This is a genomic window from Streptomyces sp. NPDC093094 (assembly GCF_044754345.1).
GTDB lineage: Bacteria > Actinomycetota > Actinomycetes > Streptomycetales > Streptomycetaceae > Streptomyces.
The window spans coordinates 106,657-127,329 of sequence record NZ_JBIVOX010000006.1 but is presented as its reverse complement, the minus strand read 5'-3'; the positions used below and the strand labels follow the sequence as shown (position 1 = coordinate 127,329).

19 protein-coding genes are annotated in these 20,673 nt (G+C 74.5%); 12 read left to right on the top strand and 7 right to left on the bottom strand.

Translation table 11 applies throughout. The features are described 5' to 3' along the window. Positions 1-111 precede the first annotated feature (111 nt). On the bottom strand, positions 112-1,035 hold the full coding sequence (locus ACIQGV_RS14120) for an NADP-dependent oxidoreductase (RefSeq protein ID WP_402494314.1): 924 nt from the start codon (positions 1,033-1,035) through the stop codon (positions 112-114). 132 nt (positions 1,036-1,167) lie between these two features. Here ACIQGV_RS14120 and ACIQGV_RS14115 point away from each other — a divergent pair, with 132 nt between their 5' ends. Then, on the top strand, positions 1,168-2,223 hold the full coding sequence (locus ACIQGV_RS14115) for a GlxA family transcriptional regulator (protein WP_402494312.1): 1,056 nt from the start codon (positions 1,168-1,170) through the stop codon (positions 2,221-2,223). 24 nt (positions 2,224-2,247) lie between these two features. Here the strand turns inward: ACIQGV_RS14115 and ACIQGV_RS14110 are convergent, their stop codons facing one another. After that, positions 2,248-4,683 (bottom strand): penicillin acylase family protein, encoded by a 2,436-nt coding sequence (locus ACIQGV_RS14110; RefSeq protein WP_402494310.1) that lies wholly within the window; start codon positions 4,681-4,683, stop codon positions 2,248-2,250. A 264-nt stretch (positions 4,684-4,947) separates the two neighbouring features. Here ACIQGV_RS14110 and ACIQGV_RS14105 point away from each other — a divergent pair, with 264 nt between their 5' ends. Beyond that, positions 4,948-6,009 carry a hypothetical protein gene (locus ACIQGV_RS14105; RefSeq protein ID WP_402494308.1) on the top strand — a complete coding sequence of 354 codons (1,062 nt, stop codon included), beginning with the start codon at positions 4,948-4,950 and terminating at the stop codon, positions 6,007-6,009. Positions 6,010-6,096: 87 nt separating this feature from the next. Here the strand turns inward: ACIQGV_RS14105 and ACIQGV_RS14100 are convergent, their stop codons facing one another. Next, complete coding sequence (locus ACIQGV_RS14100; protein WP_402494306.1) at positions 6,097-7,308, bottom strand: erythromycin esterase family protein; 1,212 nt, start codon at positions 7,306-7,308, stop codon at positions 6,097-6,099. Between the two features lie 69 nt (positions 7,309-7,377). On the opposite strand from ACIQGV_RS14100, the gene ACIQGV_RS14095 reads away from it, so the two are divergent. Next, positions 7,378-8,109, top strand: a complete 732-nt coding sequence (locus ACIQGV_RS14095) for a TioE family transcriptional regulator (protein ID WP_402494304.1) — start codon at positions 7,378-7,380, stop codon at positions 8,107-8,109. Between the two features lie 130 nt (positions 8,110-8,239). Further along, on the top strand, positions 8,240-8,617 hold the full coding sequence (locus ACIQGV_RS14090; protein WP_402494302.1) for an NUDIX domain-containing protein: 378 nt from the start codon (positions 8,240-8,242) through the stop codon (positions 8,615-8,617). Positions 8,618-8,655: 38 nt separating this feature from the next. Here the strand turns inward: ACIQGV_RS14090 and ACIQGV_RS14085 are convergent, their stop codons facing one another. Continuing rightward, on the bottom strand, positions 8,656-9,042 hold the full coding sequence (locus ACIQGV_RS14085; RefSeq protein ID WP_402494300.1) for a thioesterase family protein: 387 nt from the start codon (positions 9,040-9,042) through the stop codon (positions 8,656-8,658). A 143-nt stretch (positions 9,043-9,185) separates the two neighbouring features. After that, positions 9,186-9,830, bottom strand: a complete 645-nt coding sequence (locus tag ACIQGV_RS14080) for a dihydrofolate reductase family protein (protein ID WP_402494298.1) — start codon at positions 9,828-9,830, stop codon at positions 9,186-9,188. A 336-nt stretch (positions 9,831-10,166) separates the two neighbouring features. Between ACIQGV_RS14080 and ACIQGV_RS14075 the strand changes: the two genes are divergently transcribed. After that, positions 10,167-11,294, top strand: coding sequence for a DNA gyrase subunit B (locus ACIQGV_RS14075; RefSeq protein WP_402494296.1), 1,128 nt, complete (start codon positions 10,167-10,169; stop codon positions 11,292-11,294). A gap of 207 nt (positions 11,295-11,501) precedes the next feature. Here ACIQGV_RS14075 and ACIQGV_RS14070 read toward each other — a convergent pair whose 3' ends face one another. Beyond that, positions 11,502-12,989: a long-chain fatty acid--CoA ligase gene (locus ACIQGV_RS14070; protein WP_402494294.1), complete on the bottom strand. Its 1,488-nt coding sequence runs from the start codon at positions 12,987-12,989 to the stop codon at positions 11,502-11,504. 150 nt (positions 12,990-13,139) lie between these two features. Between ACIQGV_RS14070 and ACIQGV_RS14065 the strand changes: the two genes are divergently transcribed. Both ACIQGV_RS14065 and ACIQGV_RS14060 read left to right on the top strand, forming a co-directional pair. Then, positions 13,140-14,309, top strand: coding sequence for a PucR family transcriptional regulator (locus ACIQGV_RS14065; protein WP_402494292.1), 1,170 nt, complete (start codon positions 13,140-13,142; stop codon positions 14,307-14,309). A 51-nt stretch (positions 14,310-14,360) separates the two neighbouring features. Then, on the top strand, positions 14,361-15,230 hold the full coding sequence (locus ACIQGV_RS14060) for a GNAT family N-acetyltransferase (protein WP_402494290.1): 870 nt from the start codon (positions 14,361-14,363) through the stop codon (positions 15,228-15,230). 31 nt (positions 15,231-15,261) lie between these two features. On the opposite strand, the gene ACIQGV_RS14055 is transcribed toward ACIQGV_RS14060, so the two are convergent. Then, entirely contained in the window at positions 15,262-15,696 is a 435-nt protein-coding gene (locus ACIQGV_RS14055; RefSeq protein WP_402494288.1) for a cyclic nucleotide-binding domain-containing protein, read from the bottom strand. Positions 15,697-15,861: 165 nt separating this feature from the next. On the opposite strand from ACIQGV_RS14055, the gene ACIQGV_RS14050 reads away from it, so the two are divergent. The 5 genes from ACIQGV_RS14050 to ACIQGV_RS14030 all read left to right on the top strand — a co-directional run bounded on the left by ACIQGV_RS14050 (position 15,862) and on the right by ACIQGV_RS14030 (position 20,660). After that, the gene (locus ACIQGV_RS14050) at positions 15,862-16,767 is read left to right on the top strand and encodes a universal stress protein (protein WP_402494286.1); all 906 of its coding nucleotides are present in this window, start codon (positions 15,862-15,864) and stop codon (positions 16,765-16,767) included. Positions 16,768-16,785: 18 nt separating this feature from the next. Beyond that, positions 16,786-17,292, top strand: a complete 507-nt coding sequence (locus tag ACIQGV_RS14045; protein WP_402494284.1) for a flavodoxin domain-containing protein — start codon at positions 16,786-16,788, stop codon at positions 17,290-17,292. A gap of 118 nt (positions 17,293-17,410) precedes the next feature. Further along, on the top strand, positions 17,411-20,086 hold the full coding sequence (gene ppdK / locus ACIQGV_RS14040) for a pyruvate, phosphate dikinase (protein ID WP_402494282.1): 2,676 nt from the start codon (positions 17,411-17,413) through the stop codon (positions 20,084-20,086). A 93-nt stretch (positions 20,087-20,179) separates the two neighbouring features. Beyond that, entirely contained in the window at positions 20,180-20,425 is a 246-nt protein-coding gene (locus ACIQGV_RS14035) for a DUF6400 family protein (protein ID WP_402494280.1), read from the top strand. Then, on the top strand, positions 20,412-20,660 hold the full coding sequence (locus ACIQGV_RS14030) for a hypothetical protein (protein WP_402494278.1): 249 nt from the start codon (positions 20,412-20,414) through the stop codon (positions 20,658-20,660). The genes ACIQGV_RS14035 and ACIQGV_RS14030 overlap by 14 nt, the downstream gene beginning before the upstream one ends. Positions 20,661-20,673: the final 13 nt, after the last annotated feature.

Sequence of the window (20,673 nt, the reverse complement as noted above, 5' to 3'; positions counted from 1 at the left end):
CGGCCGCACGGTACGGCCGCACGGTACGGCCGCACGGCGCCCGTCGGTACGGCCGACGCCGTCGGCCCGTCGGCCCGTCCGGCGCCCGGCAGGGTCAGACGACCGGCAGGGTCAGACGACCGTCAGGACGATCTTGCCGGTCGTGCGGCCCTGCTCGCCGATCTCATGGGCCTTCGCGGCCCGGGCGAGCGGCAGCACCGTCTCGACGACCGGCTTCAGCTCGCCCCGCTCCACGAGGGCGGCGATCTCACGCAGGCCCTGGTGGTCCGGCTCGACCAGGACGAACAGCGCCCGCACCCCGTCCCGGGCCGCGGGGACGTCGCCGGGGCCGGGCAGGGTGATCAGCCGGCCGCCGTCCCGCAGGACCCCCAGAGAACGTCGGGCCGTCTCCCCGCCGAGCGCGTCCAGCACCACGTCGACGCCGGACACGACGTCCTCGAAGCGGACCGAGCGGTAGTCGACGACCTCGTCCGCGCCGAGCTCGCGCAGCACGTCGTGCTTGCCGGCGCTGGCGGTGCCGATGACGTACGCGCCGCGGGCCTTGGCGATCTGCACCGCGAGATGGCCGACGCCGCCGGCCGCAGCGTGGACCAGCACCCGCTCACCCGGGCGCACATCGGCGACGTCGACCAGCGACTGCCACGCGGTCAGCGCGGCGAGCGGCAGCGCGGCGGCCTCCACATGGGTCAGACCGGCCGGCTTGGGCGCGAAGTGCCGGGCCGGTGCGACGACGAACTCGGCGTACGCCCCGGCCTGGCGCGGGAACAGCGGCATCCCGTACACCTCGTCGCCGGGACGGTGGATGCCGACGCCCGGCCCGACGGCCTCGACCGTGCCGGAGACGTCCCAGCCCACCGCGGGGACGTCACCCCATCCGATGACCGCGCCGTCGGCCCGGGTCTTCCAGTCGACCGGGTTCACGCCGGCCGCGTGCACCCGCACCAGGATCTCGTTCAGTCCGGGCTCCGGGCGCTCGATCTCCCGCTCGACCAGGTTCTCGGGTCCGCCCCACTGCTCCACGACCACCGCACGCATGTTCTCTGTCTCCTCGGTCCGTGTCCCGATCGGCTCGCCGCCGGGAGGTTCCCGGCGCGACGCAGTCCACCTTCCGGTACCGCGGTCCGGCACGGTGTTGGCCGTCAGGCCACTATGTGACAGGATCTGGCCATGAGCGGAACGACGTGGCCGACGGCACGGCCGAGGACGGGGAGCGGGCCGAAGGCGACGCGGAAGCCGCCCCGCAGGCACCGGATCGCCGTGCTCGCCCTGCCCGGTGTCCCGCCCTTCGAGCTCGGCATTCCCTCCCGGGTCTTCGGCAGCGTGCAGGACGAGGAGGGCCGCCCGCTCTACGACGTCACCGTCTGCACCGCCGACGGGGCCCCCGTCCTCAGCGACGCCGGGTTCACGGTCCAGCCCGCGGCGGGGCCCGAGGCTCTCGCCGCCGCCGACACCGTGATCGTCCCGCCGACCCATGCCATGCCCGAGCTGAGCCGGGGCGGCCCGCTGCCCCCCGAGGTCACCGCGGCCGTCGCCGGCATCCGGCCGGGCACCCGGCTGGTGTCGATCTGCACCGGCTCCTACGTCCTCGCCGCGGCCGGGCTGCTCGACGGCCGGCCCGCCACCACCCACTGGAACCTGGCCCCCGAGTTCCGCCGGGTCTACCCCCAGGTCAAGGTGGACGAGGAGGTCCTCTTCGTCGACGACGGCGATGTGCTCACCTCCGCGGGCGTGGCCGCGGGCGTCGATCTGTGCCTGCACATGATCCGCCGCGACCACGGAGCGGCCGCCGCCAACCGCGCTGCCCGTATGTGCGTCGTCCCGCCGTGGCGCGACGGCGGACAGGCCCAGTACATCGACCGGCCCGTCCCCGAACCGACCGTCGCCGGCACCACCGCCACCCGCGCCTGGGCCCTGGAGCACCTCGGCGAGGTCCTCACCCTCGCCCGGCTCGCCGAGCACGCCCGGATGAGCCTGCGCTCCTTCACCCGGCGGTTCCGCGACGAGGTCGGCATGACCCCCGTGCAGTGGCTGACCGCCCAGCGCCTGGAACTGGCCAAGCAGTTGCTGGAGACGACCGACCTGTCGATCGACCTGGTGGCCCACCGGGCCGGTTTCGGCTCCGCGAACTCGCTGCGCGCGCACATGAGAGCGGCCTTCGGCGTCTCGCCCGCCGCCTATCGCCGCACCTTCGGCCCCGGCAGCCCGGCGGACGGCCGGGGCTGACACCCGGCTGCCGCGACCGCCCGGTCATGCGGGCGGCGTCAGCAGGATCCTCTGCTCGCCCGCCGCCTCGACGGCCTCCTCGCTGTACAGCAGCGGGAAGGACCCGCCCTCGCTCCATGCCGCGTGCAGGTCGCTGTAGTGCGGGCTGCGGGCGTCGCCGGACTGCCCGGGGGCGTTGATCGCCCGGGAGTTGTCCCAGGCGCCCACGTCGAGCGCCATCCGGAAGGTCGGGCCGAGCACCTCCGCATAGGGGTAGGCGTGGTAGTAGAAGTACGAGGAGCGGACGGTGGAGAAGGTGCCGCCCCGCTGCACCGGACCCACGGGGGGACCGCCGAGCGGGTGGACGAACAGGTGCGGGTGCATCGCTCCCCACCGCCAGGCGCTGTCGTCGGTGCCGAGCCGGGCGGCCACCTCGGCGTAGGCCGGCCCGAGCGTGGTCAGCAGCAGCTCGTCCCGGATCCGCGCCCCGCCGGGCCCGAACCAGTCGTCGGGCCGGACGAACGAGTCGTGCACGACCCGCAGATCGACGTCGATGGTGGCGCCGGCCAGCAGACCGGCCGCCGGGCCCGGCAGCAGCGTCCGCGCCCACGCCGGATACAGGAACCGCATGATCCACGTCTCGAACAGCGCCGCGGCCGCCGAGTCCTTGCCGGCGGTGCCGTCGTGGCGGGCCAGCAGCGCCAGGGCCCCGGCCGTCGCCGGGTCGTCCGAGGCCAGCCGGGTCACGAACGGCAGGAACTGCCGGGCCACGCCGGACCTCTCGTCGTTCTGCAGCGCCAGCGTGTCGGCGAGGGACGTGTGCCGCCGGCGGGCGAGGACCTCGTGGATACGGTCCTTGCGGTACGCGGGCTGCCACTCGTACGCCGGTACCGGCCGGCCGGGCGGGAAGTTGTACTCGTTGGCCGAGGCGAAGAAGCCCGCCCCGGGGTTGCGCACCGCGGGCAGTTCCGCGCCGTCGTGGAAGCCGTCCCACTCGAACCGCCCGTCGCCCGGCACGGGCAGCAGGCCGTCGTACCCAGGGCCCCGGCGCCTGGGCACGAGCGCCGCCGGCACCCAGCCGATGTCGCCGTGCGTGTCGGCGTACACGAGGTTCGAGCCCGGCGTACGCCACCCCCGCGCCGCCCGTACGAACTCCCGCGAGTTCCCGGCGCCGAGGAGGCCGAGGCTGCCCAGGTAGGGCGAGGTGCCCGGCTCCGTCCACACCGTCCGCACGGCGTACGCCCTGTGGTGCTCGGCGTCGATCCTCACGACCGGCCCGTGCCGGGTGAACTCCATCCGCACCTCGCGGGGTTCACCTCCGGCGACGGCGATCTCCTCGGTACGGACGGTCAGTTCCTCCCAGCCGTCCCGGTAGCGGTATCTGCCGTGGTCGTCCGGGTCGAGGTCGTACACGTACAGGTCCGCCTGATCGACGGGCAGATTGGTCAGGCCGAACGCGACACGGCCGTTGTGTCCCATGCTGATGCCCGGGTTCCAGGGCTCCCCGGCGCCGATCACGTTCAGGCCGGGAGCACGGAGGTGGACGATGTAACGGCCGGACGGCAGGGCGTAGTTCTCACGGTGCGGGTCCGCGGCCAGGATCGGCCGCCCGGTCGCCGAGCGTCCGGGCGAGACGGCCCACGCGTTGCTGCCGGTCGCGGATTCCCGCAGCAGACCCAGCTCGTCGGACACCCTGCGCATGCTGCCGTTCACGAACGTCATCGGAGCGGTGGCGAGCTGGTACACCCGCAGCACGTCCGCCGGGACGAGACCGAGGTCCAGGCCCTCCGCCACGCGGGGCGTACGGGGCGGCTCCAGCTTGCGGTAGCACGCGCTCGCCCGCTCCCCGCCGGCACTCATCAGCCGGGCCCGTGCCACCTCGGAGCCGAGATTGCCGCCGATCCCGTGGGTGCGGATCCGCACCACGTCCTCCGGCGCCCAGCGGGCGGGCGCGTAGCCCAGTGTGCGGAACTCCTGCGGCAGCGCCTCGGGACGCCCGGCCAGCCAGTCCACGTACGCGTTGATCCCGGCCGCGAAACTCCGTGCCGCCGCACGCGCGCCGGGCCCGTGGGCGGCCCACTCGGCCGCCATGTCGCCGCGGTACAGGAACAGCCGTGCCGCCCGGTCCTGCTCGACGTACGCCCCGCCCAGCACCTCGCTGAAGCGGCCGAGGCCGCGCCGCCGCCAGGTGTCGATCTGGAACAGCCGCTCCCGGGCGATGTTGAAGCCCTGCGCGAGGAACAGGTCCCCGGTGTTCTCGGCGAAGAGGTGCGGCACACCCCACCGGTCGACCGTGACCCGGACCGGCCTGCGCAGCCCCGGCACGGTGTACCGCTGTCCGTCGTCCGCCCGCCAGGGCGTCGCCCCGACCCGGGCCGACGCCACGGCGGCCGGCCCGCCCGCGGCGAGCGCCGCCGTGGCACCGGCCGCACTCGTGCCCAGCACACTCCGCCGGGAAGGACGGGACGAAGACGGGGACATGGCACTCCTCACGGACTCGCACGGACTCGCACGGACTCGCACGGACTTGTACGGCGGGAGCCGGACCGGCCGGCGCCGCCCGAAACTAGCCAGCACGGATCCGGCGCGAACACCCGTAGCACCCCCTAATGCGCGACCGGCCCGCCCACCCCTACTCCCTGTGGAGGAGAAGGGGAGAGCCCGCGGAAAGTCACGCGGACCGGGAACGCGCCGCGACGTCCGTCTCGTCCCAGGGACTGAACCGCGGAACTACTGGGGGGTGTCGTGAGTCAGGTGCTCTATGGCGAGAGGTCGTGGAATCCGCTGGCCCGGACGGTGGAGCTGACCGAGGACGGCCTGCGCAGGGGCGGCAGGACCACACCGCCGGGCGAGCTGAACCTCGGTGCGATCGCGGACGCGTACCAGCGGGGCCGCTGGCTCGGCGGCGGCGGGTCGGAACGCCCGCTGGAGACGCTGGCACAGGGACCCGGCATCGTCCCGGTGACCCGCGCCACCGGAACCACCCGGCCGGTGAAGGTACGGCACGCCGCCGGCTTCGCGCGCGAACTGGGGCAGCTGGCGGTGCGTCTGTGCGGAGGACCCGGGCAGGTGGCCGCCCTGGCGGACCGGGCCCGGTCCGAGGGGGTGCCGCTGTGGATCGCGCGGCGGTTCGCGCCGGGCCCCGCCGGGCCGGTGACCGTCGCCGTCGACCGGCGGCTGGTCCGGATCGACGTATGGGGTCCGCACGCTCCCGTCGTACGGATCCGGGCGCCGTACGGCTTCCACGGCGACGCCGGCGACCCTTCCCAGGGCCTGCGCATGACCGTCGGCGAGGTGACGGCGCAGCTGTCTCTGAAGAAGAAGCTGCGCAGGTCGAGGAGCAGCGTGGAGGCGCGGCTGCCCGGCACCGAGCCCTGGGTGCTGCGCAGGGACGACGCGAGGGGGTCGTGGCTGCTGCGCGGCGACCGGAGGGTCGCCCTGCTGACCCGTCCGCCGCGCCGCCCGGGGCCGGAACCGGGCGGCGTCCTGGTGCCGCTCGCGCCCGTACGGTACGAGGGCCCGGACCCCCTGGACGCCGTCATGGCGCAGGTCTTCTCCGTCGCCTTCGGGCTCGGGGACACGACCGGCGCGGCGCGGTTCCGGGCGGAGCGGCGCCGCGGTCACGCGGGGGAGCCGCTCGCCGACGACGCATGGTGGGACCGTCCCTGGTTCAGCAACCTCGGCAGAGGCGGCGACGACAACGAGTCGGGCGGCTCCGACGGCTGGGGCGCGGACGGCGGCGACGGCGGCGACTCGGGCGGCGGTGACGGAGGCGGCGGAGACGGCGGTGGCGGTGGCGGCGACTGACCCGCCGGGGCCCGGCCCGTCCGGCCCGGCCTGCCCGTCCGGCGGGGCCGGACGGGCCGGTGGGGCCGGGCAGGCTTCGGTCCGAGGTCAGTCCCGCGGGATCCGCGGGACGTCCTTGACGAACACGATCCCGTCCAGCCCGGCCAGATGCGCCGGGTCGAGGGAGGCGTAGCCGAACCAGGGCGACTCGCGGTGGACGGGCCGTGTGTCCCCGAGCGCGGCGGCCAGCCGGGCCGCGTCGACGACGTGGTGGTCCTCGGGAAGGCCGTACAGCAGTCCTTCGACGGTGTCCCCGGGCGGGGTGTCCACGCCCCGGTGCCGGACGGTGCCGAGAGCCGTGTGCAGGAAGGCGTACTCCGCGCCGAGCCGGGCGCTCACCAGCGCACCCGCGCTCCACCACTCCACCGGCCCCTGCCACAACCGCATCGAGCTCTTCTCGCGCTGGAGATGGGAGTTGTGGGCGTGCACCAGCACCGGGCCCCGCTCGGCCAGGGCGAGGAGGTTGCCGGCCATCATCGCGTCACGCAGCGCGCACAGCCGCGTCATACGGCTCGGTGAGGGGTCGGCCATGCCGGAGTGACAGCGCAGCAGGCCGGTCGCGGTACGCCCGTACAGGCGGGCCCGGTCCCAGTCGTCGCGCGCGGCCGCCGTGAGCGGACGGGGTACCTGCGTGTCGAGCAGCGCCACCAGGTCGTCGGCGAGCAGCCGCAGCTCCAGGGCCTCGGCCGACCGCCCCGTGGAGCGGGCCGGATCCGTCATCGCGGCGGGCTCGGTCCACCGGTCGTCGGCGCCGAGCAGCCGGTCCAGGGTCTGCGCGGTGCAGGGGAGCAGGTCCGTGTCCACCCGGGCCGCGAGGTGTCCGTGCAGCGCGGTGAGGGCCTGCCGGGGGCTCGCGGCACCGGTGATCTCCAGCGGACCGTCGAACCCGGCGAAGCGCACCTGCTCCGAGGCGGGCCTGCCGTCGTTGTGGGCGCGCATCCAGCGCACGAGCTCACGGTTGGCCGCGGACGCGCCGAACCCGTGGCTGAAACCGTGCTCCATGACGTCGTCGAGGGTGCCCTTGCCCGAGGTGACGTAGTCGTCCACGGCCAGGCCCGCCATGCAGTCGCTCTCGATCGCGACGGTCCGGTACCCCTCCTCCTCGACGAGCTGCCGGAACAGGCCGTTGCGCAGATCGAGCAGCGCGTCCTCGCCGTGGGTGGGCTCGCCCAGGGCGAGCATCCGGGGCCGGGACGGCAGCAGCCTCATGACGGCGGCGGCCTCGACGGCATGGGCGGTGTCCTTGATGTCGGTAGCCATGCCTTCAACGCTATCGTTGAACCTTCGGTGGAAACTTTTCCATGTGCCGACCCCGATATCGTCGGCTTCATGGGGAGAAACCTTCAAAGCGACGATCGGCTGAGGCCGGTCGACCTCGCCCGTGGGCACGGTCTGTCCACGCAGGCGGTCAGGAACTACGAGGAGGCCGGCGTCCTCCCGGCCGCCGCTCGCACCCCGCACGGCTACCGCACCTACACCCCGCTGCACGCGACGGCCCTGCGCGCGTTTCTCGCCCTGGTGCCCGGCCACGGCCACCGCACGGCGGCCTCGGTCATGCGGGCGGTGAACGAGGGCGCGGCCGACGAGGCGTTCCGTCTCATCGACGAGAGCCACGCCCGGCTCCTCGACGACCGGCGGACCTTGCAGGCCGTGGAGGCCGCCCTTCGGGGTCTGGGGTCCACCACGGCGTACGCGCCCGGCCCGGGGCCCCGGCCCGCCGGCAGGTTCATCGGGCCGCTGGCCCGAGAGCTGGGCGTCCGGCCCGCGACGCTGCGCAAGTGGGAGCGCGCCGGACTGCTGAACCCGCGCCGCGACCCGCGGACCGGCTACCGCGTCTACGGCGAGGCCGATGCACGGGACGCCCGGCTGGCGCATCAGCTCAGGCGGGGCGGTCATCCGCTGGAGCAGATCGCTCCGCTGATCGCCCAGGTGCGGGCGGCGGGCGGCACGGAGCCGCTGGAGGCCGCCCTGCGCGACTGGCACGGCCGGCTGTCCGCCCGGGGACGCGCCATGCTGACCGGCGCGGCCGAGCTGGAGGCGTACCTGCGCGAGCGCGGCTGACGCCTCGGCACGGCCGGCTGCCGCTCTGCGGGGTGCGGGAGCCGCGGCCTGGGTAGAGGAGCAACGGCCGGTCCGCCGCGGACAGGGGGAGGAACGGCCGGTCCGTCACGGAGAAAGGAACGAGCGGGTCATGACGAGGGAAGAGACCACCGCGGCCTCGGTCCGGGCGGTCGTCGTGTACGACGGCCGGGTGCTGCTGACCGACCGGCAGGGCGGCTGGGGCCTGCCGGCGGGTGCTCCGCAGCCGGCGGAGACACCGGAGGCCGCGGCGGCCCGTGTCGTCTACGAACTCACCGGCTATCTCGTCGACGGCTCACAGACACTGAGCCCGCGTCAGGACTCCGTTCCGGCCGTGGTGTGCCAGCTGCTGACCGAGGCGCCGTCGGGCAGCGGCAGTCTCGCGCCGGAGCGGATCCGCTGGACCGAGGTCGCCGAGGCAGCCGAGGCCGCCGACGCCGTACTGCCCACGGCCGTACGGGCCTATCTGCTGGGGCACCGGCCCGTGTGAGACGTCCGCGCCCGGCCGGGGCCGGTCGTCCGGCCGGGTCAGCCGCCCGGCCGGCGGTGGCCGGCCGGCTCACCGGTGAACAGGGCGGCGAACCGGTCCAGGTCGACGACGGCCCGGTCGATCTCCCCGGTCGCCACCAGCTCGCCCGAGCCGTCGACGGCCCGCACCTCGAAGGTGAGCCGTCGCCCGGCCATGTCGGCCGGTGCCGTGGCGGACACCTCGACCGTCTCGCCCACCCCGGTCGCCCGCAGATGACGGACGCGGACGGCGGTTCCCACCGTCGTCAGACCCGAGCCGAGCCGCGACCGGGCGGCTCGTACCGCCGCAGCCTCCAGCCACGCTATGAGCCGCGGAGTGGCAAGGACGGGCACATCGCCGCTCCCCAGCGCGAGAGCGGTGTCGGCCTCGGTGACGTCATGGCGCATTGGGTCACCGTACAGCCCGGCGGGGCGGGGCGAGGGCCGTGCCGGAAGGACGGATCAGCAGCGGGTGGATCCGTGCGAGGCGCCGCCGTTCCCGGGCGCGGGGCCGGGGTTCTGCCCGACCGCCGGCGCGGCGCCCCCGCGGGCTACCTCCGCCAGAACAGATGGTGCGTCACGCCGCTGGAGCTGGGGACGACATCGAGGTGGAACCGGTCGCGCAGTTCGTCGGGGGACTCCCACAGACGCAGCCCGGACCCGAGCTTCACCGGGGAGACCACCACGTGCAGGGTGTCGACGAGGTCGGCGTCCAGGAACTCCCGGATCGTGGTGACCCCGCCGCCGAGCCGGACGTCCTTGCCCTGCGCCGCCTGCCGTGCCTGTGCGAGGACCGTGGCCGGGTCGGCGTCGACGAAGTGGAACGTCGTGTCGGAGAGGGTGAACGAAGGACGCGTGTGGTGCGTCATGACGAACACCGGTGTGTGGAACGGGGGCTCGTCGCCCCACCAGCCGCGCCACTCCTCGTCCTGCCAGGGCCCGCGCTGGGGCCCGAACTTGTTGCGGCCCATGATCTCGGCACCGATGCCGTGCGGGTAGTCCCGTGTGAAGTAGTCGTCGAGCCCCCGGCTGCCTCCGGGGTCGGTCCGCATGGGCCAACTGGCCGTCGCCCCCGCCCAGCCGAACAGTCTCCCGGGATCGACATGCCCGAACGGCTTCTCCAGGCTCTGGTCCTCACCGGCGGCGATCCCGTCGCTCGACACGGTGAAGTTCTGGACCTTCAGCAGCTGCACCACATGCTCCTTCTGCGTTCACGGACGACACGGCGGTAGGACTGCGCGCCCCGCGAGAACTCATCGGTGTGTCCCGGGAGAGGTCGTGCGCCGTGCTCGCAGGGTAGCCGGAGCGGTCGCCGGGATCGGTGACCCACGGGCCGTGCGGCAAGGGGCCGTGCCGGGCCCCGGCGGGCCCCGGACGCCGTCCGCACGCGGTGCGCGACGCCTGCGGCCGGGCCGCCGCGGACAGGCCCTCGTCGGCCCGGGAGCGGCCTCGGCGAAATGGCTCTGACCTGCGGTTCTGCGGGGATCCACGTAGGGTGGGGAGCCCAACCGGGCACTGTGGAGGGGGAGTTCGTGAGCAAGGAGTCCATGGGGTACGACGCCGCGCACATCGAGGTGCTGGAGGCGCGCGCGTCCGTCCGGAGACGGCCGGGGATGTTCGTCGGGTCGACCGGCGAACGCGGTCTGCGCGTCCTCGTGTTCGAGGTCGCCGAGCGGCCCGTCAACGACGTGCTGGCGGGCCGCGCCCGCTCGGTCGGCGTCACCCTGACCGCCGACGGCCGTGTCCGGGTCCACGACGACGGACCGGGCGTCCCCGTCGAGGCCGCCGGCCACACCGGCGGTCCCGGCCTGGAGACGGAGCTGACCCGTATGCGCGGCGCGGCGGGGCCCGGCTCCCGCCGCACCCTGGCCATGAGCCTCTTCGGCGTCGGTCCCTTCGTGACCAACGCGCTGTCGAGCCGGCTGACGGCCGAGGTGCGGCGCGACGGGGTGCGCTGGGTCCAGGAGTACGCCCGCGGTGAGGCGCTCGCCCCGCCGACGGCCGCGGGACCGGCGGACACGAGCGGGACCACGATCACCTTCCGGCCCGACGCCGGGATCTTCGAGTCGACGGAGTTCTCGTACGCCCCGCTGGCGCAGCGCTTCAGGGAACTGGCCTTCCTGTACCCGGAGCTGGACATCACCCTGACCGACGAGCGTCATCCGGACGGGCCGCGGTCGGAACGCTTCCGGTTCCCGGGCGGGATACGGGACCTCGTCGCCTTCCTCGACGCGGAGGCGGGCGAACCCCTCCACCAGGACATCGTCGTCCTGCGGCGGGAGGACCCGCGGACGGAGGGGACGATCGAGGCCGCCCTGCGCTGGTCGGACGCGCCGGGGGAGCGGATCCAGGGGTTCGTCAACTCCCTGCCCACCCACGAGGGCGGGACCCACCTGGACGGCTTGCGCGACGGGGTCGTGGCCGCGCTCGGCGGCCGCACGCGGGCGGACCAGGTCCTCGAAGGGCTGACGGCGGTGGTGTCCGTGAAGCTGGACCGGCCCGACCTCCGGGGCGCCACGCGCAGCCGGCTGGCCGACCCCGTCGTACGCACCTGCGTGGCGGAGGCCGTACGGGAACACCTCGGGGCCTGGCTGGAGGAACACCCGCGGCAGGCCGCGTCCGTGACCGGCCGGCCGGCCCGCGGGACCGGGGACGCCTGAGCCCGGCCGGGCGGAGGGGGACGCGGTCGCCGGGCCGGGGGCGGACAGCCGCGGCGGCTCCGCCCGCACGGTCGTCCCGTACCGCCGGCCGCGCCGGTGCCGGACCCCGGACGGTACGGCCGACGGCGGTCGGGCGGCGGCGGTCGGGCGGCGGCAGCGGGGCGGCGGTGACGACGGCCGACGGGCGGGGCGTTCGTCCGAGGCGGGTCAGCCGGCCGGTGCGGTGATCTCCCGCTTGAGGATCTTGCCGCTCGGGCCGGTCGGCAGCTTGTCCACGAGCCACACCTCGCGCGGGTACTTGTACGCCGCCACCCGGTCCCTGACGAACTCCCGCAGCTCGTCGGGCGTGGCCTCGGCGCCCGGGCGCAGGACGACGGCGGCGGCGATCTCCTCGCCCAGCTGCGGATGCGCCACGCCCACCACGGCGGCCAGTGCCACCGCGGGGTGCTCGTGCAGCACCTCCTCGATCTCCCGCGGGTACACGTTGTACCCGCCACGGATGATCATGTCCTTCTTGCGGTCCACGATGTAGAAGTAGCCGTCCTCGTCCTGCCGGGCGAGGTCGCCGGAGCGCAGCCAGCCGTCCACGACGGTCGCCGCCGTCTCCTGCGGACGGTTCCAGTAGCCCTTCATCACGTTCGGCCCGCGCACGGCCAGCTCGCCGATCTCCCCGGGCGGCACGTCCTGGCCCTTGTCGTCCAGCAGCCGCACCTCCACGTCCTTGATCGGCGTGCCGATGGACCCGGCCTTGCGCGGCCGGTCGGGGTGGTTGAAGGTGACCACCGGGCTCGTCTCGGACATGCCGAAGCCCTCCAGCACCGAACAGCCGAAGCGCTGCTCGAAACCGTGCAGGATCTCCACCGGCAGCGACGCCCCGCCGGAGACGCACATCCGCAGGCTCGACACGTCGGCCTCGGACGGGTGCTGGAGCAGCGCCGCGTACATGGTGGGGACGCCCTCGAACACGGTGGCCCGGTCCCGCGCGATCGCGTCCAGCACCGCCTGCGGGTCGAAGCGGGGGATCAGGGTGAGCGAGGCGCCGCTGCACAGGGCCACGCTCATCGTGCAGATCTGGCCGAAGATGTGGAACAGCGGCAGACAGCCGACCACGACGTCCTGCGGCGTCATCTCCTGCACATAGGTCATGTTGGTCTCGGTGTTGTGCCGCAGCCCCGCATGGGTGAGCGCCGCACCCTTGGGACGGCCGGTGGTGCCGGACGTGTAGAGGAGGACGGCCACGTCGTCGCCGTCCGTCCGCGCGACCTCCGCCGCCGGCTCGTGCCCGCTCAGGCGCGCGGCGAAGGCCGCGGGCTCGACGGGGAAGTGCCGTACCCCGGCGTCCTCGGCGCCCTGCGCGCCCTCACCCGGTGCCTGGTGCCACTCCCACAGCAGCGCCGCCCCGGAGTCGGTGAGGTGGTAGGCGGTCTCACGTGCCTTCAGCAGCGGGTTCATCGGTACGACGACCGCCCCGGCGCGCAGTGCGCCGTAGTAGAGGACGACGAACTCGGGGACGTTCGGCAGCATCAGGGCGACCCGGTCCCCCGGCCGCACCCCCTCGGCCCGCAGCAGCGCGGCGGCCCGGGCGCTGGCCTCGTCCAGCTCCGCGTACGAGACCACCCGGCCGCCGAAGCGGAGCGCGGGCCGTTCGGGCTGCCGCGAGGCCGTCTCCACGAGGAACTCCGCCAGATTTGCCATGGTCCGCCTCCACGAATGGTGCCGTCGAAATCCGCAGTTAACGTCGACGACATGGTGCTGTCGTCCTCGGCACCCGCCTATGGCCGATGGGACAGCGTCTCCCGCCCGGGATTGTTCCCCGCCACAATGAACCGGCGTTAACCTGGGCCGATGGACCTTTCGGGAGTGGCGTCCGCACTGCATGCGCGGTTGCCGGAACTGGGTGAGCGCATCGCCGGGCGCATCCGCGCGGACGTGAAGGCGTACCAGGACGAGTCGCTGATCCCCTTCGAGTCCCTGCGCCGCTCGTGCACCGCCAACGCCGACCTCGTCCTCGGTCACTTCAGCCGCACGGACGCCGCGGATCCCAGTCCGGCGCGCGAGACCGGGCGGATCCGCGCCGAACAGGGCGTGCCGCTGGCCGACACCCTGCACGCGTACCGGATCGGCTTCGAGCTGCTGTGGTCGGAGATCGTCGAGGAGTCACGGACGCATCCCGAGGTCTCCGACGCCCAGCTGGTGTCCCAGTCGGCCGACATCTGGGCGCTGTTCGGCCTCTACGCCGAGGCGGTCGCGGCGGCCCACAGGGAGACCTCCGCCGAACTGACGCTGCAGCGCGAGGCACGGCGCTCGGCGCTGGTGGAGGCCCTGTTCACCGGCGTCATCGCCGACCGCACCACCCTGTGGGAGGCCGCCCGCGAACTCGGTCTGCCGGAGGCCGGTCCCTACGCGGTCGCCGTCGCGTCGGCGGCCGCGCCCGGCGCGGAGCCGCTGACCGGCGTCGAGAGCGCGCTGCGCGGGTCCCAGCTGCCCTCCGCCTGGCGGCTGCTGCCCGACCAGCAGATCGGTGTGGTCGCGCTGACGGCGCCGGACGCCGAGAAGAACTGTGTGCGCGTCCTGCGCCGCGCCCGCGCCCGCGTCGGCCTCAGCCCCGGCTTCGCCTCCCTGCGGGACGTCCCTCAGGCGCTGCGCTTCGCCCGGCTGGCCCTGGCCGGGCTGCCGGGCTCCGGGCCCGGCGTCGCACGGTTCGACGACAACCCCCTGGCCATGCTGGTCGCCGCCGCCCCGGCCGAGGCGGCCCATCTGGTGGAGACCGTCCTCAGGCCCGTGCTGGACCTGCCTGCCGTGGAGCGCGGCCGGCTGCTGGAGACACTGGAGCACTGGTTCGCCGCGGCCGGCTCCGCCGCCGGCACCGCCCGCACCCTCTTCGTCCATCCCAACACCGTCCGCTACCGCCTCCGCCGCGTCGAGGAGCTCACCGGCCGCTCCCTCACGGACCCCCGGACGGCGGCGGACCTCGCCGCGGCCCTGGCCGCGGTGCGCAGCACGGGCCCGGGGTGAGTGCGCGACCCCGGTGCTTCCCGCCGTCCGGTCCGTCGGAGACCATGCAGCATGCGCGCGGACGACTGGCACCTCACCCATGACATGGAAGACTTCCTGGCCGGAGCGGAGGACTTCCTGCGGTCCCGGCCCGCACGGCACCTCATGCCGCTGACGGTGACCGCGAGACTGCGCGCACGCGGCGCGGACACCCCCGGTGCCGGGCCCGCCCTCTTCGGCCGGCTGGAGCGGGCGGGCGAGGTGCACGCGACCTTGCACCGGCTCCCGTCCCGGGGCCTGGGCCTCACCCCTCTCACCCCCGGGCAGGCCGACGCCCTCGCCGCGCACCTGGCCGGCCTCGGGCACCGCCTGCCGTACGTCAGTGCCGACCACGACACCGCCACCGCCTTCGCCGAGGCATGGCGGCGGCACACGGGCGCGACGGCGGCCGTGCGCACCCGGCTCTGCCTGTACCGTCTCGGCACGCTCACCCCGCCCGACCCGCACCCGGCGGGCCGGGGCCGGCCCGTGGGCGAGCGGGACCACGGGCAGCTCCTGCGCTGGTGCGGCGAGTTCGCCGAGGACGTCGGCGAAGCCGTCTCCGTCGACGCCGGATCCTGGGCGGGCACCCGCTTCGCCGACAAGACCTACACCTTCTGGGAGACCCCCGACGGCACGCCCGTCTCCATGGCGGGCGTCAACCCGACGGTCGCCGGTGTGGCCCAGGTGGACCCCGTCTACACCCCGGCCCGCCTCCGCGGCCGCGGTTACGCGGGCGCCGTGACGGCCGAGGTGAGCCGGACCGCCCTGGCCGCGGGCGCCCGGGAGGTCGTCCTGTTCACGAACGCGGCGAACCCCACCAGCAACGCCCTCTACCAGCGCATCGGTTACCGCCTGATCACCGACTGGACCGTGTACGACTTCACGCCTGCCGCCGGCTGAGGTCCGGCACCGCCGACCCGGCCGTACGGCGTCAGCGGCCGACCAGCCGGGTGCGGGTGGCGTGCAGCCGGCCGGCGAGCGCCCCGCCCACCCACTGGGCGACGCTCCTGCCGAACCAGGGGTCGGCCTCGCACAGGGCACGGACGGTCGGGGCGTCGAACTCGTAGGCGCGCACCGGTGTCGCCGCCTCGGCCCCCAGGTGCCACACATGAGGCCCGAACAGCCAGGACCATCCGACGAGTTCGTTGTGCCCGAGGGAGCCGATCACGGCGGCCGGGCGGCCCGGCACCTTCATGTCCAGGTCGACCGTGCCGGTCCGGACGATCCAGAAACGGTCGGCGAGGTCACCCTCCTCGAACAGACGGGCGCCCGCGGGGAACGCCACCTCACGGGCTGTGCTCAGCAGCCGCTGCCGGTGCCCGGCGGGCAGCGCCCGCGGCATGCTCGTCATGACGGGTGCGTTCATGGCACGCCTCCACATGTCCGGTGACCTGTCACCTCCAGCGTCGGCGCGCACCGGACCGGCGCACAGGGGCCACCCGGCCCCGGCCGGGGACCTGCGGCCCCTGTGCGCGCCGCAAGGACACCGCGAGGCTGGAAGCACACGGTCCCCGAAGGAGGTGCAGCCGTCATGACCGGCACGGTGGTCGCAGGGCTCGACGGTTCCCGCGAGAGCCGGGCCGCCGCCGAGTGGGCGGCCCGCGAGGCGGTGCTGCGCGGTCTGGCACTGAAGGTCGTGCACGTCAGCGAGCCGCTCCCGCAGCCCATGGCCCAGGCCCCGCTCCTCGGGGCGGAGACCCGGGCGCACTGGTCCGAGCGCGTCCCCCGCGAGACGGCCGAGGGGCTCAGGCTGCGCCATCCCGGCGTCGAGGTCGGCATGGAGCGGCTGTCCGGACGTGCCGCGGAGCTGCTCGCCGCCGAGGCCCGGGACGCCGACCTGCTCGTCCTCGGATCCCGCGGGCTGGGCGGTCTGCGGGGCTTCCTGCTCGGGTCCGTGAGCCAGTCCGTCCTCGCGCACGCCGAACGGCCCGTGGTGCTCGTACGGGCCGGCGAGCAGGCCGCCGACGAGCACGAGTTCGACCCCGCCGGGATACCGTCGGCCGCCACGGCGTTCCGGCCCGTGGTCGTCGGCGTCGACCCCGCGGGCCCCGCCGAGGCCGTGCTCGCGTTCGCCTTCGAGGAGGCCGGCCGCCGCCGCGCCTCCCTGCGGGCGGTGTCCGGCTGGAACCTGCCGCCGTACTACCTGTACGGCCTGTCGGCCGACGCCGGACTGCACGACGAGCTCGTGCGCCGGCAGACGGCGCTGCTGTCCGAGGCGCTGCGTCCCTGGCGCGAGAAGCACCCCGCCGTCGACGTGGTGGAGGAGTCCCCGTCGGGGAGCGCCTCCCTGCGTCTGGTCGAGGCCGCGCGCACGGGGTCCCTGGTCGTCGTCGGCCGCCGTGTCCGCCGCACCCCCCTCGGCCCGCACATCGGCCCCGTGGCACACGCAGTCCTGCACCACGCCGCGTGCCCCGTGGCCGTCGTTCCCCACCGGTGACGACGAAAGGAGCCGGTCATGACCATGAAGGTGCTCGTCGCCTACGGGACGACGAACGGTTCCACCAGGCGCATCGCCGAGACGATCGCCGGCGTGCTGGACGCGGAAGGGCTGACGGCCCGGGCCGTACCGGCCGGTGCCGTCGACGACGTGACGCCGTACGACGCCGTCGTGGCCGGCGGCGGTCTGTACGCCGGGCGCTGGCACAAGGACACCCGCCGGTTCGTGCGCCGCAACCGGAGTGCCCTGGCCGAGCGCCCCGTGTGGCTGTTCAGCAGCGGCCCGCTGGACCCCTCCGCGTCCGAGCGGGACATCCCGCCCGTGCCCGGTGTGCGCAAGGCCATGGAACGCATCGGAGCCCGGGAGCATGTCACTTTCGGAGGCTGTCTGGAGGAGGGCGCCCGGGGATGGGTCGCCCGCATGATCCTGCGCGGCGGCAAGGGCGGGGACTTCCGCGACTTCCCCCGCATCGAGCGGTGGGCGGCCCGGGTCGCCCGCGAGATCACCGCGCCCGTCGCCCTCTGAGGGCCCGCCCGGCCCGCCCGCGCCGCCCGGCCCTCCCCGCCGGCCGGGCGGCCCGTGGCGGACCGGGCCGGACGGGACCACGCTGGAACGAAGGAGCAACCGGTTCAGGAGGTCCTCCATGGAAGCGCCCGTCAAGTACGTGTACGCCTTCGAGGAAGGCAACCGGGACATGGCCGACCTGCTCGGCGGCAAGGGGGCGGGCCTGGCGGAGATGACCCGGCTGGGCCTGCCCGTGCCGCCCGGGTTCACGGTCACCACCGACGCCTGCAAGGTCTATCTGGTCACGGGCGAGGAACCGCCCGAGCTGGGCGTCGAGGCCGGGCGGGCGCTGGCGGAACTGGAGCGGACCATGGGCCGCGCCCTGGGCGCGCGCGACGACCCGCTGCTGGTCTCCGTCCGTTCCGGCGCCCGCTTCTCGATGCCGGGGATGATGGACACCATCCTCGACATCGGGCTGAACGACCACTCGGTCACCGGCCTCGCCGAGGCCGCGGGCGACGAACGCTTCGCCTGGGACTCCTACCGGCGCCTCGTGCAGATGTTCGGCCACACGGTGATGGACGTGCCCGAGGACCTGTTCGAGCAGGCGCTCGCCGCCCGCAAGGCCCGCAGCGGCGTGACCGGGGACCACGAACTCTCCGCCGGTGAACTGAGCGCCCTCACCGAGGAGTTCAAGGAGATCGTCCGGGAGCGGACGGGCGAGGACTTCCCGCAGGAGCCCGCCGAGCAGCTCGCCCGCGCGATCCGCGCGGTCTTCGACTCCTGGAACGTCGAACGGGCCCGTGTCTACCGCCGCCGCGAGCACATCCCCGACGACCTCGGTACCGCCGTCAACGTCCAGGCCATGGTCTTCGGCAACCTCGGGCACGACTCCGGGACCGGCGTCGCCTTCACCCGCGACCCGGCCACCGGCGAACGGGGCGTGTACGGCGACTACCTGCCCGACGCCCAGGGCGAGGACGTCGTCGCCGGTGTCCGCAACGCGCTGCCGCTGACCGAGCTGGAGACGCTCGACCCGCGGGCCTACGCCGAGTTCACCGGACATCTGCGCACCCTGGAGAACCACTACCGCGACCTGTGCGACGTCGAGTTCACCATCGAACGCGGCAGGCTCTGGATCCTCCAGACCCGCGTCGGCAAGCGCACCGCCCAGGCCACGTTCCGGATCGCGCACGAACTGCGCGAGGAGCGCACCATCGGCGAGGACGAGGCGCTGACCCGGGTGGACGGCGCCGCGCTCACCCGGCTGATGTTCCCGCGCTTCGAGGTCACCCCCGCCGACGTGCCCCTCGCCCACGGCGTGCCCGCCTCGCCGGGCGCGGCGGTCGGCGTCGCGGTGTTCGACTCCGCCGAGGCGATCCGCAGGGCCGCCGCCGGCGAGGACACCGTGCTGGTCCGCCGGGAGACCACCCCCGACGACCTGCCCGGCATGATCGCCGCACGCGCGGTGCTCACCAGCCGGGGCGGCAAGACCAGCCACGCGGCCGTCGTCGCCCGGGGCATGGGCAAGGTGTGCGTCTGCGGCGCCGAGGAACTGACCGTGGACACCGTCGCACGCCGCTTCACCACCTCCGCCGGCGCGATCATCCAGGAGGGCGACACCCTCTCGGTCGACGGCACGGCCGGGACCGTCCACCTCGGCGCGCTCGCCCTCACCGCCTCCGACGTCGGCCGCGCCCTGGAGACCGGCACCGCGACCGGCCCGCTGACCGAGGCCGTCCTGGCGGCGCTCGCGCACGCCGACACGGTGCGCCGGCTGGAGGTCCGCGCCAACGCCGACACCGCCGAGGACGCCGCCCGGGCCCGTGCGCTCGGCGCCCAGGGCATCGGCCTGTGCCGCACCGAGCACATGTTCCTCGGCGAGCGCAGGGAGCTGGTCGAGGCGATGATCCTCGCGCGCGACGGCCTCGCCCGGGAGGCCGCCCTCGCCGCGCTGCTGCCGCTCCAGCGCGCCGACTTCACCGCGATCCTCGACGCCATGGACGGTCTGCCCGTCACCATCAGGCTCATCGACCCGCCGCTGCACGAGTTCCTGCCCGACCGCACGGACCTCGCCGTCCGTCTCGCCCGCTCGCCACGGCCCGATCCGCACGAGCGCGACCTGCTGGCCGCCGTCGAGCGGATGCACGAGCAGAACCCCATGCTCGGACTGCGCGGCGTACGCCTCGCACTGGCCGTGCCCGGACTGACGGCGATGCAGGTACGGGCGATCGCCGAGGCGGTCGTCCGGCGCCTGCGCGACGGCGGCAGCCCGCACGCCGAGATCATGATCCCGCTCGTCGGGACGGCCGAGGAGCTGCGCCTGGCGCGCGCCGAGGCGGAGCGTGTGCTCGCGGAGGTCACCGCCGAGACCGGCGTACGGCTCGACTGCCCCGTCGGCACGATGATCGAGCTCCCCCGCGCCGCCCTCACCGCCGGCCGCATCGCCGAGGCCGCCGACTTCTTCTCCTTCGGCACCAACGACCTCACCCAGACCACCTGGGGCCTGTCCCGCGACGACGCCGAGGCGTCCTTCTTCCCGCTGTACCTGGAGAAGGGCGTCTTCCCCGTGTCGCCCTTCGAGACAATCGACCGGCAGGGCGTGGGCCGGCTGGTGGAGCTGGCGGTGACGGAGGGCAGGGCGGTCGCCCCCGGTCTGACGACGGGTGTGTGCGGCGAGCACGGCGGAGACCCCGACTCCATCCACTTCTTCCACCGCGTCGGTCTGGACTACGTCTCCTGCTCGCCCTTCCGGATCCCGGCGGCACGGCTGGAGGCGGGGCGGGCGGCCGTCGGCCCCGCGGCCCCGGCGTGACCGGGACGGGAGCCGCCGGGGGCGGCCCCGCCCGCTGTGACTTCTCCCACCCGCTCTTGTCGTGGCGAGAAAGGCTTGCCTAAGTTCGTCCGCATGTCCTCGCACGACCCCGCTCAGACCGAGTTCTCCGTCGACCTCACCGCCCAGGAGATGCTCCGCCGGGCCCATGTCCTGGAGGCCCTCGGCCCCGACTGGGACCCGGGCGCCGCGCTGCGCGGCGAGGAGGAGGCGTACGACCTGCTGTACTCCGGCCTCGACGAGGAGCAGCAGCGCCTGTACGACGAGCTGGTCGCGGCCGGTGTGCTCCCGCGCCGAGGAGGCGGGCATGCTGCCGCTTGACCCGCAGGCGGACATCGGCCGCCGCGCCTGGGTGGCCTGCCCGAACTGCGACGACCGCCGCGGCTGCGGCCCCTGCGCACAGGGACGCAGCTGCTCCGAGCACTGGCGCTATCTGCTGTCCCACACCGGCAGCCTGCTCCACCTCCAGTGCCGTTCGTGCACCCATGTGTGGACGCACGAGACGGGTTTCGGCGCCACGCGCTCGCTCTGGCAGCGGCTGACCGGCACGGGGTGAGGCCGGTCGGCGG